The organism is Corallococcus interemptor, assembly GCF_003668875.1.
GTDB lineage: Bacteria > Myxococcota > Myxococcia > Myxococcales > Myxococcaceae > Corallococcus > Corallococcus interemptor.
Genome location: NZ_RAWM01000022.1, coordinates 43207 through 56972 on the forward strand (window position 1 = coordinate 43207; position 13766 = coordinate 56972).

At 70.7% G+C, this 13766-nt stretch carries 12 protein-coding genes; 4 read left to right on the plus strand and 8 right to left on the minus strand.

Going from position 1 to position 13766, the window contains the following annotated elements; genetic code table 11:
- Positions 1-38 precede the first annotated feature (38 nt).
- Both D7X96_RS11165 and D7X96_RS11170 read left to right on the plus strand, forming a co-directional pair.
- The gene (locus D7X96_RS11165; protein WP_120551053.1) at positions 39-683 is read left to right on the plus strand and encodes a hypothetical protein; all 645 of its coding nucleotides are present in this window, start codon (positions 39-41) and stop codon (positions 681-683) included.
- 11 nt (positions 684-694) lie between these two features.
- Positions 695-1189 carry a hemerythrin domain-containing protein gene (locus tag D7X96_RS11170; protein WP_120551054.1) on the plus strand — a complete coding sequence of 165 codons (495 nt, stop codon included), beginning with the start codon at positions 695-697 and terminating at the stop codon, positions 1187-1189.
- On the opposite strand, the gene D7X96_RS11175 is transcribed toward D7X96_RS11170, so the two are convergent.
- The gene (locus tag D7X96_RS11175; RefSeq protein WP_158616271.1) at positions 1170-1856 is read right to left on the minus strand and encodes a hemerythrin domain-containing protein; all 687 of its coding nucleotides are present in this window, start codon (positions 1854-1856) and stop codon (positions 1170-1172) included. The genes D7X96_RS11170 and D7X96_RS11175 overlap by 20 nt on opposite strands.
- A gap of 185 nt (positions 1857-2041) precedes the next feature.
- On the opposite strand from D7X96_RS11175, the gene D7X96_RS11180 reads away from it, so the two are divergent.
- Both D7X96_RS11180 and D7X96_RS11185 read left to right on the plus strand, forming a co-directional pair.
- The gene (locus D7X96_RS11180) at positions 2042-3673 is read left to right on the plus strand and encodes a hypothetical protein (protein ID WP_120549424.1); all 1632 of its coding nucleotides are present in this window, start codon (positions 2042-2044) and stop codon (positions 3671-3673) included.
- Complete coding sequence (locus D7X96_RS11185) at positions 3670-4473, plus strand: hypothetical protein (RefSeq protein ID WP_147468279.1); 804 nt, start codon at positions 3670-3672, stop codon at positions 4471-4473. Before D7X96_RS11180 ends, D7X96_RS11185 begins: the two co-directional genes overlap by 4 nt.
- An 8-nt stretch (positions 4474-4481) precedes the next feature.
- Here the strand turns inward: D7X96_RS11185 and D7X96_RS11190 are convergent, their stop codons facing one another.
- From D7X96_RS11190 to D7X96_RS11220, 7 genes are read right to left on the minus strand one after another with little or no spacing between them, the layout of a single operon-like run.
- Positions 4482-5204 carry a laminin G domain-containing protein gene (locus D7X96_RS11190; RefSeq protein ID WP_147442788.1) on the minus strand — a complete coding sequence of 241 codons (723 nt, stop codon included), beginning with the start codon at positions 5202-5204 and terminating at the stop codon, positions 4482-4484.
- 8 nt (positions 5205-5212) lie between these two features.
- Positions 5213-7117, minus strand: a complete 1905-nt coding sequence (locus D7X96_RS11195) for a tetratricopeptide repeat protein (protein ID WP_121769685.1) — start codon at positions 7115-7117, stop codon at positions 5213-5215.
- Complete coding sequence (locus D7X96_RS11200) at positions 7117-7755, minus strand: hypothetical protein (protein WP_121769686.1); 639 nt, start codon at positions 7753-7755, stop codon at positions 7117-7119. Before D7X96_RS11200 ends, D7X96_RS11195 begins: the two co-directional genes overlap by 1 nt.
- Entirely contained in the window at positions 7752-8255 is a 504-nt protein-coding gene (locus D7X96_RS11205) for a hypothetical protein (RefSeq protein ID WP_233610090.1), read from the minus strand. Before D7X96_RS11205 ends, D7X96_RS11200 begins: the two co-directional genes overlap by 4 nt.
- On the minus strand, positions 8246-11518 hold the full coding sequence (locus D7X96_RS11210; protein ID WP_121769687.1) for a tetratricopeptide repeat protein: 3273 nt from the start codon (positions 11516-11518) through the stop codon (positions 8246-8248). The genes D7X96_RS11205 and D7X96_RS11210 overlap by 10 nt, the downstream gene beginning before the upstream one ends.
- Entirely contained in the window at positions 11515-13128 is a 1614-nt protein-coding gene (locus D7X96_RS11215) for a hypothetical protein (RefSeq protein WP_121769688.1), read from the minus strand. The genes D7X96_RS11210 and D7X96_RS11215 overlap by 4 nt, the downstream gene beginning before the upstream one ends.
- Positions 13125-13760 carry an outer membrane beta-barrel domain-containing protein gene (locus D7X96_RS11220; RefSeq protein ID WP_120549416.1) on the minus strand — a complete coding sequence of 212 codons (636 nt, stop codon included), beginning with the start codon at positions 13758-13760 and terminating at the stop codon, positions 13125-13127. Before D7X96_RS11220 ends, D7X96_RS11215 begins: the two co-directional genes overlap by 4 nt.
- Between the last annotated feature and the right edge of the window lie 6 nt (positions 13761-13766).

Here is a 13766-nt window from a genome sequence, read left to right on the forward strand (position 1 = left end):
TCGGCCCAAGGGGATTTCCGCTAGACTGTCCACCAACCGTGGCTCCCCGACGTCCCAACTTCAACCGGACCCTGCGCTCCCTCATCCGGGACATCGCCGCGCGCATGCCCGAGTTCAGCCACGTGAAGGTGGGCCGCATCCTCGTCGTCGCCGGAGAGGCCCGCCGGGCGTCTCGAGGCACGGTGAAGCCCCTGTGCTTCAAGGGGGGCAAGAGCATCGACAAGGCGGGGCGCCGCAAGCCGGTGGTGCGCATCCGGGGCCGCCGCATCCTGTACTGCATCACGCTGCGCCCGCTCTTCTTCCGGGGCTCCACCGCGAAGTCGCGGCTGGAGACGCTGATGCATGAGCTCTTCCACATCTCGCTGCGCTTCGACGGCACGCTGCACGCGGGCCGCCGCCACGCGAAGCTGGGCGCGGAGTTCGGGCGCCGCCTGCGGCCGCTGGTGCGCCGCTACCTGAAGCTGTGCCCGGAGGCGCTGCTCACGGACCTGGCCTACACGGGCGAGGTGCGGGTGCTCCAGTGGCTGGAGCGTCCGGGCCCGGCCTACCACCCGCGCGCGTCGCACCGCCGCGTGCGCAAGGTCTACACGGAGGAACAGCTCTACTCCGGAGTGGCCCGCATGGTGACGCCGCGTCCACGCGTGGCCCGAGAGGCCCAGGTGCGCGACGACAAGGTGCACTGAAGGGGCTTTCGATGTCCGGCCCCACCGACTTCGTCAGCCTGGGAGCGCTCCACCGCGATCTGGAGGAGCTGTTCCTCCAGCACCAGGAAGCGCTGATGGGCATGGACCTGCCCGTCGCGCGCGAACGGCTGACCCGGTATCGCGAGGAATTGACGCGGCACCTGGAGGCGGAGGAGGCGCTGCTGCTCCCGGAGCTGCCGCGCGCCGGGAGGATACGAGGCGCCGCGCCGGAGCTCTTCACCGGCGAGCACCAGCGCATGCGGGAGCTGCTGGCGAAGTGTCAGGACGCGGTGGACGCGCTGGACGCGAGCGCACCGGACTACCGCCGCGCGGTGCTGCGCGTGTTCGACATGGAGAGCACGTTCAAGCACCTGGAGCACCACCACTCCCTGCGCGAGGAGACGTACCTGTTCCCCGCGCTGGATGGAGTGCTGAGCGAGGACGAGCGGAGGGCCCTGCTGGCCGCGTTCCTGGAGCGCACGGCCCCTACTTCTCCGGGGGCGTGAACCGGGAGAGGTCGTGGATGTCGAGCGCGCGCTCCAATTGATCCACCTCCTTGAGCGCGTTCTCGAAACCGTCCTTCCCCAGCACCTTGTGTTCCTGCTCCTCGAAGCGCTCGCCGAGCTCGCCGAATTGCTTCTCATTGAAGAGCTCGCGGAACGCGGGGAACAGCACCGTGTCCTCGCGCGCGGCGTGCGGCCGGTACATGCGGGTGAACTGCGTGAGCTGTCGCGCGGTCGCGGCCCTGGGCTGGGGTTGGGTGAGTGCGTCGCGGCCTGAGGTCGCGGCGAGGATGGACTCGGTGAGCTTGCGCCCGGCGGCGTGTTGCTGGAGCAGCACCTGCACGAGCTCCTTCTGCTGGCCTGCCTTCACCATCCGGGGGAACACCTCTGTCTCCTCCGTCTTCTCGTGGTAGCCCTCGCCAAAGCGGCGCATGAGCCGGGTGGCCTGGGCGAGCACCTCCACGGGGGCCTTCTCTTCAGGCATGCCGAGGCGACGGGCGATCTCCTCGTACACGAGGAGCGTGCGGCGGATGATGCCGTGCTCGCGCATCAGGTCCTCGGTGGCGTTCACCTCCGCGGGCTTGTTCCTGGGCGCGGCGGCGACGGCATCTCCCACGCCCAGCAGGACGACCGTGGACAGGAAGCGGCGACGGCTGGATGCGTCGTTCATGGACATGGCCTCTGTATGAATCGCGGACTCGCCGGCCGGACCTGTCCGGCAGTCGGACAGGTTTGCGCGGAGCGAGGCGGGTAGGGCGGGCGGGCAGGGGGGCCGTCGCCCTCCTGGCTCTGCCTGCGTTTGGAGTGTGCGTGGTGTCTTCTCGCTCGCGTTGATTCGAACGAGGTTTCCTCCTGGTGGGACGCGGTGTCTGGGTGTGGTGCGTGGCGCTGCTTGCGCTCGCGGGGTGCGACCCGGGGGCGGAGCTGTCGCCCTGTGCCGTGGACTGCGAAGGCGCGGCCTGCGCGGCCTGCGTCACGTCCCTGCCCGAGGAGAGCATCCGGCCCGCGCTCGCGTGTGATCAGCTCCCCGCGCCGTCACGGTGCCTGGGGCCTCGGGTGCTGGAGCGCTGTGAAGGCGGCGCCGTGCACCGGGAGGACTGCGCGGAGGACACGACCTGCGTCGAATCGCCCGAGGTCGCCTGTGTCTCGGGGACGGCCTGTGTCGACGGCGTCTCGCGGTGCACGGAGTCCGGCGCGTTGCAGCTGTGCACGAATGGCCGGTGGGTCGTGCGGGCCTGTGACGTGGCCTGTGAAGCCGCGCCGGGCCGTGGCTTCTGTGGCAGACCAGGACCCACGCTGAGCGGCACGGTGCGCTACGCGCGCCGCTTCCCGGACGCGGAGTTCCGCGCCTGGACGCCGGACGTGGAGCCGGTGCCCGCGCGCGGGTTCCTCATCGTGTCGTTCCAGGGCTCGAAGGTCCTGGACTCGCAGGTGACGGATGACGCGGGCCGCTTCACGCTGAAGGTGTCGCCGTCTCCCGGTGAGGATGACCGCGTCGTCGTGTACGCGGCCGGTCGGGGACGCGATGGCGCGGTGGCCTACGCGGTGGCGGACCCCGGCTTGACCGGTGAGCAGACCGTGAAGACGGTGCCCGGGGACTCGGCCCGCATCTGGAGCTGGTCGCGCACGACGCGCGAGCTGTCCGAGCAGCCCGTGTTCACGCTCGCCGAGTCCGAGGGCTCCGGCGCGGCCGCGGTGTTCGACGTGCTGGGCACGGCGTGGCGCCGGATGCGCGAGCGCTACGACGGACGCGATGGCCTTTCGGTGGTGGCGTGGTTGGGCTTCGCGACGACCTGGTCCTGCGGTGCGTGCTTCGCGCCGTGGCCGGTGACGGCGGTGGGGCGGAGCTGGGAGTCGCAGGTGTGGCTGCCGGGGGACACGGATGCGGCGTGGTGGTCGGACGCGATGGTGATGCACGAGCTGGGGCACTGGGTGATGGCCAGCCGGGGGACGAGTCCGGAGGAGGGCGGTCCGCACTACGTGGGCGTGCCCACCTTCCCGGGACAGGCGTGGAGCGAAGGCTGGGCCACGTGGTTCAGCGCGGACGCGCGCCGCAGTCCCCGCTACTTCGACCGGCAGGGCGGGACGATGTTCTGGGTGGACCTGTCCGCGCGGGCCTCCTCGGTGAGCCCCTGGACGCGGCCCCGAGCGGAGGGAGGTCTGCTCCAGCCCGTGGACGAGAACGAGGTGGCGGCCATCCTCTACCGCGCGGCCAACGGCACCCCGTCGAGCCAGCCCCTCTACGACGCGCTCGCAGCGCCCACGATGAACCGGTCCCCCTGGGCACGCGGCTACACGCGGCACACCTGGACGCGGGATGAGAAGGGCGCGCTCCTGGACGTGGTGGACACGGGCAGGCCGTCACCGTGTCTCGCGGACTTCCTGGACGCGCTGATGTGCAAGGGCTTCCCGAGCACCCTGGTGGACGCGGCCACCGAGCCCGCGACGGCGTTCCCGTATCCCAGCCACGAGCCCCTGTGCCCATGAAGCTTCCGCGAAGCCGACGATTCCTTCTGCGCCCCCTGATGCGCAAGCGCGTGGCGGGGGCCGTGCTGGCGCTGGCACTCGTCGGAGCGCTCTCGGCCAGCATGGCCTCCGGCGTGGACCGCGTGCGGCGCAAGAAGCCGCCAAGGCCTTCCGAGCCACCGCCTCAAGCGCATCGGGAGAAGCCCGTCCACACGTCGTCGCCGACGCTCCTGGCCTCCGCGCGCTCGGTGGCGCTCCCCGCCCACGGAATGGGCACGTGGGAGCTGCCGGCGCGTGAGCCTCATGACTCGCGGCATGTCCCGGTGAAGTCGCAGGTCACGGTGACGGTGACCGCCTCTTCCTCCACGGTTCTCACGCGAGGTCAGGAGGCCGACAGTACGGCGCCTCAGCCTACGGTGCTCCCCGCCACGGCGCGCATCCCCGCGCCGCTGCACGTCTCCTGGCGGGTGGTGGATGCGAGCGCGGACACGGTGCGGCTCGTCGCGCGGTTGGACCGCGGCCCGGGCTTCACCGCGCCCGTGCAGGTCTCGCTGCGCGTGCCGCCGCGCACGGTCCTCCGCGAAGGCCCCACGTCGCCCATCGTCGTGGACGGAGACACGAAGGAAGTGCCCTGGACCCTGGGCCTGCCCGCGGGCTCCAGCCCCGACGACGACCTCGTGCTGCTGGCAAGCGCCGGAGGTGAATCCTTCGGCGTCCACGCGGAGGCGCGCTACCACTTCGGCCGGACGCTCGCGGAGTCCCCCCTGCCCACGCCGGCGGGGCCTCCGCTGCCGGATGCGCTCATGCGCTCCCGCGAATAGCCCCGGGCTCAATCCAGGTTGAAGTACACCTCGTCGATGGCGCCGTGGAACTGGTCGTTGTTGTTCCCCGCGCTCTTGGCCCCGATGCCGACGGACTGGCCCGTGGGGTTGATGTCGTAGGTGCTGGCGAGCAGCGCGCTGCCACGGGCCACGTTGTCGATGAGGATGGTCAACGTGGTGCTGGTGCGCTGACACGTCACCTTGTGCCAGACGCCATCCGCGATGCCCACGGACGCCTTGACGATGACGGCGTCCGCGCCGCCGGTGGTGCGCACCACGCAGCTGGGCTTGCCCGTCACCGCGTCGTCCAGCTGCAGCTTCCACTGGGGCGTGGAGGAGAGCCCCTTCTGCACCAGGTTGGAGCCGTGGTCCGCGCTCAGCTCCGCGAGCGTCACCTTCACGCGCGCCCCGAAGGAGAACAGCGCCGTGCCCGGGTTGAGCGCCGCCGAGTCCGCCGCGCTGATGAACGCCTTCGCGCACGTCGTCCCGGCACAGACGGCGGGGAAGCGCACGCCCTGGCCCTCGTAGCCCGCCGCCTCCACCGTCACGGTGCCGCCGTTGGCCGCCTGCACGGTGCCCGTGTGGCCCTTGCCGCTGTCGTCCACCACGGTGGTCACAGGGTCGGACACCGACTCGAACTTGTAACGCAGCTTCTGGCTCACCGCTCCGGCCGTCACCGGCCCCAGCAGCAACAGGGCAGACAGTCCCACACGCATCGGTTGGTTTCGCATGATGTTCCTCACGGCACGTCCACGGCCAGCTTCTGGAGGGCGGACTTCGCGTCAGCGTGGTCCGGCTGCAGCTTCACCGTGGCCTCGTATTCCTTCTTGGCCTCGGCCTTGCGGTTGGTGGCTTCCAGGAGCTGCGCGAGCGCGAAGTGCGGCTCGCCCGCGCCCGCGTCCACCTGCGCCGAACCCCGGAACGCCTTCTCCGCCTCCGGCAGCTTGCCCTGCCGGTACAGCGTGTGCCCCAGGTACAAGAGGCCCAGCGAGTTGCGAGGCTCCACCGCCAGCACGTCGCTCAGCACCTGGAGCGCCTTGGCCTCGTCACCGCCGCGCAGGTACAGGAAGCCCAGCTCCGCGCGGGCCTCCAGCTGCGCGGGGTCCTTCGCCACCACCGACTCCAGCTCCGGCACCGCCAGCTCCGGCCGGCCGCGCCGCGAGTGCAGGATGCCCAGCCGCGCCAGGGCCGCCGTGTCCGCCTCCTCGCCATCCGCGGGCGTCAGCAGCTTCTCCGCCGCCGCGTAGTCGCCCATGGAAAGCAGCAGGTCCGCCAGGCCCAGCTTCGCCGCGCGGTGCTTCGGGTCCTCCTGGAGCACGGCCTCGTAGAGCGGCCGCGCCTGGGCGCCCACGTGCTTCTTCGCGTACGCCTCCGCCAGCATCAGCCGGTTGTCCACCGTGGGCTGCAGCTTCACGCAGGCCTGGTACTGCGCGATGGCGCCGTCCAGGTCGCCCTTGGCCTTGAGCGCGTCGCCGTAGCCCGCGCGCACGCCGGGCTCGTCCGGGAAGGTCTCCACCGCCGTCTTCAGCGTGGCCACCGCGTCGTCCACCTTGCCCAACTCCAGATAGGCGCGCGCCAGGCCCTGGTAGGCCTCCGTCGTCTTCTTGCCGTCGTCCGCGCTCTTCTCGATGGCCTTCTGGAACGCGGACACCGCCTGCGTCTTCTTGCCCTGCGCCAGGTACAGCTGGCCCAGCTGCGTGTACGGACCGCTCGCGCGGCGGGGCTCCAGCAGCAGCGCCTTCTCGAAGGCCTTCGTCGCCCGGGCGTTCTCCCCCAGCTGGAAGCACGCGAGCCCCAGGTTGAAGTGCGCCTCCGCGTACTTCGGATCCAGCGAGATGGCCTTCTGGAACGCCTCCGCCGCCTTGCGCGCGTTGCCCTGGCCGTCCAGCACCACGCCCAGGTTGTTCTGCGCGCGCGCGTGCTTCGGATCCGCCTTCAGCGCCGCCTGGTACTCCGCGAACGCGCCGGTGACGTCGTTCTCCCGCATCAGCACGACGCCCAGGTTGTAGTGCGCCTCCGCGTCCGAGTCCTTCTGCCGGATGGCCTCGCGCAGCGTCTCCTTCGCCTCGGCGGCCAGGCCCTTCTCCGCCAGCGCCTTGCCCAGGTTCACCCGCGCCACCTGGAGCGCGCCGTCCAGCTTCAGCGCTTCTCGGTACGCCTCGATGGCGTCATCCGTGCGGTTCGCGCGCTGGAGCACCTCGCCCAGGTTGAAGCGCAGCTCCGCGTCCTTGGGCGACAGCTCCGTGGCCACGGAGTACTGGGTAATCGCCTCGTCCGTGTCGTCCTGGATGCGCGCCAGCATGCCGCGCTCCGAGCGCAGCGTGGCCTCCTCCGGGAAGGCCGCCAGCGCCGCGTCCAGCACCGCCTTGGCCTTGGGCACGTCACCCGACAGCCGCAGCGCGCGCGCGAGCGCCACCTTCGCCGGCACGCCGTCCGGCGTAAGGCCGACGAGCTTCGTCAGCGGCGCCACCGCGCGGCGCGGCTGGTTCTGGGACAGGAAGGCGGTGCCCAGCTTGTAGAGCGCGTCCGGGTCGTCCGGCAGCTTGTCCGCGCGCGCGGCGGCGGGCTTCTCCGGTGGAGCTGCCTCCGGAGCGGGAGCCTGGGCCGTCAACAACTGGAGGAGAAGGACTCCGGCTTTCGTCATCACAGGTTCTCCACGTACGGGCTGGCGCGCGCGTCGAAGGTCTTCTTGGCCAGGGCGGCCTTCTTCGCCTCCCACGCCTCCTTCGCCGCCTGCGCTTCCTTCGTGTCCCCCCCGAGGTTCGCGCGCTCTTCCTTCACGGCGGCCTCGCACTCGGACACCTGCTGCTCGAAGTCCTTCGGCTCCAGACGCTCACTGCCCTGCACCTTCGCCTTGCGCGCCGCCGTCAGCCGCGCCAATTCAAAGCGGGCGAAGGCACACCGCAGCGACAGCTGCTCCACCTCGCGCAGCCCCACGTTGAGGCGCTGGTGCGCGCGCAGGTACTCCACGCGGGCCTCGGACTCCGCGATGGCCAGCTGCGCCACCTCGCGCGAGGACGCGTCCTGGGCGCGGTCCTCCTCGTCCTCGGCGGCCTCCTGGCGGGACTTCGCGCGGCGGATGTTGTCGCGCGCGCGGTTGATTTCGTTGTCCGCCTCGTCCACCCGGTCGATGGCCAGCGCCAGGTCGTTCTCCGCCTCCAGCAGCTCGATGCGGGTCTCGTACGGCAGCTTCTTCACCAGCGCGTCCGGCACGCGCATGCCGTAGCTCGGGCCGCAGGCGGCGGTCAGGAGGGACAGGCTGAGGAGCAGGTGGCGCTTCATGGAGCAGTGGCCTCGAAACGGCTGAAGATGGTCCGGCCGGAGTAGACGTCGGTGCCGTTGGTGAACGTGACGTTGAACTCGCCCGACACCCGGTCCCCGGGGTTTTTCGGAAGGGACTTCACGAAGAGGTTGCCGCGCACGAGCGGCGGGAACGGACGCACCGGCTCATCCAGCACGCTGCGGTCCACGCTGCCCCGCTGCGAGCCGTCCTCCAGTGCCTCCGCCAGGTCGATGTCCAGCGAGCCCGCGTATTCAGCGTCCGGCAGCATGTCCGCCACGCGCGCGCTCACCTTCAACACCACGTCCTGCCCGCTGCCCTGCGTGTTGACGAAGCTCACCGCCAGCGTGCCCTCCGCCAGGGCCGCCTCCGTGCGCTGGTAGCGCAGGTCGATGAGCTCCGTCACGCTGCCCTCCAGCCTGCCGCCCTCGTCACCACACGCGGTGGCGGCGAGCGCGAACAGCACCGGGGCGATGCGGCGCAAGGGGCTGGTCACTTGCATGCCTTCCACCCCGCGTCCACGTCCGGACCGTTGAGCGTGCCCATGTCCTTGAGCACGGCCAGCTCGCGGCGCGCGCCGTCCGTGTCGCCGAAGCGGCAGCGCAGCGCGGCCAGGTTGAGGCGGGCCTTGTCGTAGGTGGGGTCCGCCTCCAGCGCCTTGGCGTACGCCGCGCGCGCGCCCATGGCATCGCCCAGGTTCAGCATGGCCCAGCCCAGCGCCGCGTGCGCGGAGGCGCGCGTGTCCTGCAGCTCCGTCACGCGCCCGAAGGTCAGCTGCGCCATGCCGTACTGGTGCGCGTCCAGGTAGCCCATGCCCAGGGCCTCCAGCGCCTCGGCGGTGAGCACCTTCTCCGCCTTCTTGCGCAGGTCCTCCAGCGCCGCGGGCTGCGTGGGCGCGGCCGGCTGCGGCACCGGCAGCGCGGCCACGTCCGTGCGGTTGCGGCAGCCCACCACGGCCGCGTTGAAGACCTCCAGCGACTCCGCGCGGGACAGACAGGCCTTGAAGGCCTCGTCGGAGCGGGCCTTGAGCGGGCCCACCTGCTGCTTCACCGCGTCCTGGAACTGCTTCGTCTCCGCGGCGGACAGCCCGCCGGGCACCGGCGTCTGGTCCACCACGTCCGCGATGTGGCCGTATGCCAGGGCGATCTTCCACAGCGACGCCACCGCCCACTCCGGATACCCGAGCGACGCGGCCTGCGTGTACACGCCCTCCATGGCCTGGAGCGCGGCGACCTTCTCCTCCACCTTGTCCGCGGGCAGGTCCTTGTAGCCGCGGTAGAGGATCTCCCCCAGGTACCAGAGGCCCTTCGCGGCCTCCTCCGTCTGGCCGTTGGGGCCCTGCACCGCGGCGGTGAGGGTGGAGATGAGCGCGTCCGGCGGAGCGGTGGGCGCGGTGGTGGCCTGCACCTCCGCGAGCACCGCCGCGGCGGCCACGTTGTTCTTGTCCAGCTTGAGCGCGGTCTCCGCCGCCGTCTTCGCGCGTGAGTAGTCCTTCTGCTTCAGGCGCGTCTCCGCGAGCAGCGACAGCACCTCGCCCTTGCGAGCGCCCGCGGCCTCCGACGCCGTCTCCAGGTTGCGGGATGCTTCCCTGTACTCACCCAGCGCGATGCGCAGGCGGGCGCCGGCCATCCAGCCGTCCACCGACGCCAGGTCACCCGTGAGCTTCTGGCCCACCTGCTCGAACCAGCCGGCCGCCTCGTTGAAGGCAGCGGCCTCCGCCGCGTGACGGCCCAGCGTCAGGAGCACGTCCGACAGGTACTGGCTCTTGGGATAGGACTGCACCAGCTTCGCGCCCAGCTCGCGCTCGCGCGGCAGGTCGCGCTTCTCACGCGCGGCGGTGAACGCGCCGTAGAGCGCCTTCTCGCCGATGTCGCTGTTCTTGTTCTCGTCCGCGACCTTCATCAGGCCTTCGATGACGTCGCCCGTCTCCTGCGCGCTCTGCAGGGCCAGCTCGTCCAGGGCCTCGGCCTTGCTCTGCGTGAGGATCTTCTGCACCTCCCCGCGGAAGTTGGACGGCAGCGCGGACGCGAGGAACTTGCGGCCCGTCTCGTCCAGCTTCTTGAAGTCGTTCACCTGCCGCAGGCTGTCCAGGGCCAGGTTGCCGGCCACCGGCGCGTCCTTGTACTGCGGGTGCGCCAGCGCGAACGCGGTGAACAGCTCCGCCGCCTTCGGGTACTCGCCGTCCTCGTAGTAGGCGCGCGCGATGTTGAACTTCACGTCCAGCACGTGCGGGCTCTGCGGGTAGCGGGACACGTAGGTCGCGCCCAGCAGCTTCAGCGCCTGACGCGCGTCCGCCACTTCGAACGCGTTGCGCTTCTGGGCCTCCTCCGGCTTGAGCGTGGAGAAGTGGGCCAGCAGCGCGCCGTACATGGCGGTGTCCACGGCCTTGTTGTCCTTGGCCTTGTCCTCGTAGCGGGCCAGCTCCTCGAACTGGCGCGCGGCCTCCGGGAACTCCTTGGCGGCGAAGAGCGCGTCCGCGCGGTTCTTCATGATGGGCCGCACGTACTGCTCCGGCCGGAACAGGCCCAGGTATTCGCGGTAGGCGGCCGCGGCCTTGAGGTACAGCTCGCGCGAGTCCGCTTTCTGCGCGGCCAGGTGCACCTGCGTGGACAGGTCGCGCGCCATCTCCTCCGTCTCCGCGAGCTGCTTCTTGCGGTCGGACTCCGTCATCTCCGGGTCCGTCTTGCTCTGCACCGCGGCGCGCACGAGGAAGCGGATGTCCTCCGGCTCCGGCATCACCTTGCCCTTGGCGGCCTTGAGCGAGTCGTACAGCTTCTGCCCGCGCTCCAGGTCCATCTCCGGGTCCGGCTGCACTTCCATCAGCTTGCGCAGCGCGGGGATGGCCCACTCGTACTGCTGCTTGATGAAGTAGCGGTTGCCCAGCTTGTCCAGCGCGAGCGCGTACGTGGCGCGGCTGTCGCTGAGCTTCTCGAAGTAGTTGAGCGCGCCCTTGGGGGGCTTGGCCTCCGTGTAGCTGTAGACCAGGTCCAGCAGCGCCTCGCGCTTGACGTTGAGCGCCTTCTTCACGTCCACGCCGGGCAGGGGCGCGCTGGCGGCCGCCGCCTCGAAGAACGTCACGGCCTCCGCGTGCTTGGCCTGGTTCACGCGGATCCAACCCATCTTGTAGCGGGCCAGGTCGTGCACCGGCGACGGCGGCAGCTCCAGGATGGCCTGGTAGTGCTTCTCCGCTTCGACCAGGTCCGCCTTGTCGAAGAAGTGGTCGCCGAGAATCTGTTCGGCCTCCAGGCGCAGCGGGCTGTTGGGGTACTTGCGCGTCAGGTCCCCCAGCGTCTTGAGCATCTCGTCGAACTGGCCCAGTTCGCGCTGCTCGTGCGCCAGATAGAACGTCACCTGGTCCCCGTCCTTGAAGTCCGGGTACTCGCGCAGCAGGCGGTAGTACATCTGCACCGCCTTCTGCTTCATCAGGCGCGTCTCCGGGGAGACGATGGCGCCCGAGGCGCCCTCCGGCCGGGACTCCGCCTGGAGGTAGTACACGTAGCGGCTCTTCTCCACGTAGAGCTCCGCCAGCCGGAACTGCAGGTCCGGCAGGTACGGGGCGTTGCGGCTCTTGGAGATGAGCTTCTCCGTCTCGCCGATGGCGCGGTCCACCTTGAAGATGTCGCGCTTCAGCTTGGCGATGAGCTCCTCGCGCTCCTTCGCCTTGGACACGATGGGGTTGGTGTTGGGCCCCACGCGGCCGCTGGGGCCGGGGGCCGCGGCGGCGAGCAGCGCTGCGGTGATGAGGCCGGTGAACGGGCCGGTCATGGGGTTTCCTCGATGCAACGGCTCTCGATGCGGACCCGGTAGGACTTGAGCTCGTCGTTCCAGTATTCGTTGTCGAACTTGAAGGCGACCTGCGCGGGAGACAGCAACTCCTCCTCTTGCGCGGCCACCACCTGCGCGCCCTTCTTCACGCGCTCGTACAGCTTGAGGCCCACCTCGTACTCCATGAGGCGCACCTGCTCCGCGGCGCGCAGGAGCGTGTCCGCCTCCTCGCGCACGGCGTCCTGCAGCCGCGCGTCGTACACGCGCACGGCCTCCGCGTGGGACAGGTCATACAGGCGCGTCAGGTGCCCGAAGAGCCGCTCGCCGAAGCTGCCGGCGTAGCGGCCCAGGCGCTCGCCCTCCAGGTCCAGGACGGCCACGAACTTCGCGGCGCGCTGGGTGCCACCGTGCGCGTTGGCGGCGCGGCGCAGGCGCGCGTCCTGGCTCAGGTCCTCGCGGTTGCGCACGGACTCCAGCGAGTCCGCGTACCGGCGCGTCAGCTCCTTCGCCGCGCGCTTGGCGGGCAGGTAGTGGCACAGGTCGCGGAAGATGAGCGCGCGCAAGAGGTACTTGTCCGGCATGAACTCATCGCGGAAGGACGGCGCGTCCAGCGTGGTGAGGATGCCCAGCGCCGTGCGCAGCTCGCCCAGCTTGTAGCGGGTCCACGCCTCTTCCAGGTAGAGGCTGGCGCGGCCGGGGTCCAGGTCCGGCAGCTTCACCTTGCCGTACGCCTCCAGCGCGCCGGGGAAGTCCTTCTTCTCGTAGCGCAGGCGGGCCACCGCGAGCGCCGCCTCGTTGCGCGCCTCGCGGGTGAGCTTCTCGTCCTCGGACAGGCCGAGGAAGTCCTTCACCATCTCCTCCGGCGGGTCCTTCACCTGCTTGAGCCGCGTGACGAGCAGCGCGAACTTCGCGCGGCTCGCTTCAGCGCTGGTCTCCGGCAGCTTGGAGAAGTGCGTGTTGGCCCAGCGCTCGTTGCCCACGCGCAGGTCCACCATGCCCTGCTGGTAGTGCGCGTAGGCGCCCGTCTCGTCCGGGAGGAAGCCCAGGTCGAGCGCGCCGAAGACCTGCTCGTCGATCATCACCTCGTCGTGCGGCCGGTCCGTCAGGCCCTTCAGTGCGTCCAGAGCGCGCGGCAGCACGTTGGGGTTGGAGCGCTCGCGCGCGATGCGGGCCAGGTACGTCGCGCCCGCGTGCGTGAGGCCCAGGTCGATGAGGCTGCGGGCGAGGAAGTACTGGCCCCAGGCGTAGTTGTCGTCCGTGCGGGGCGTGGCCTGGAGCCACGCGTACAGCGGGCCCGCGGCCTTGCGCGGATTGCCGGCGAAGTACGCCTTGAGCGCCCTGTCGAAGGTCTCCGGCGGCACCTTCTGCGGCGGCGCCGGAGGCGCCTCCGCGACGGCGGCCTTGGCGGGCGCGGGCGCACCGGCGGCGGTGCCTGCGTCGGTGGGGCCGGCGGTGCCCGCGTCCGTGGACGCGCCAGTGGCCTTCGCGGCGGTGGCCGGTGGGGGTGGCATGGGCAGCGTGCCCGCGTCCGGCGCCGCGAGGGCGGCCGTCGGGGACACGAGGAGCGCGGCGCTGGCGAGCGCGGCGACGATGAGGGGGCGTGACGTCATTCCGTGGCGCCGAAGTTGAAGGCCGTCCCGATCTGCAGCGTGGGCACGTTGGTGATGTCCGACGCGCCCATGAAGACGGTGTTGTTGGTGACGTCCAGCCGGAAGGACACGTTCTTGCTGGAGAACACGCGCACGCCCAGGCCCAGGTTGACGGCGGGGCGGAAGCCGTCGCTGCGGTCCACCTTCACCACGGTGCCGCCGGCCAGCAGGAAGACCTCGAAGTGGATGACGTTCGTGTTGAGCAGGGACGTCTTGCCGTACAGCGGGCTCCACATCAGGTCGCTGCCCACCATCCACTGCACCTGGTTCTGGAACGCGGCGGACACGGGGGACGCGTCGAAGTCGCGCTCCAGCTGGCGGCGCAGGCTGGTCTGCACGTTGTAGCTGTACGTGCCCCGGGCCACCTGCCACGCCAGGGTGTCGCTGAAGTGGTACGCGTAGCCGACGGTGCCGATGAGCCCCTTGTAGTAGGCGTCCGCGGGCAGCACGCCCACGCCCAGGGAGAGCTCATGTTGCATCCGGAAGAGCCGGTCCTGCACCGCGGAGACGGTGCCGGGGTTCTCGAGTTCCTCGGCCTGGGCGCGCGCGAGGCCGGGCACCAGGCACAGGAGGGAGAGCAGGAGGAATCGCACGGGGAC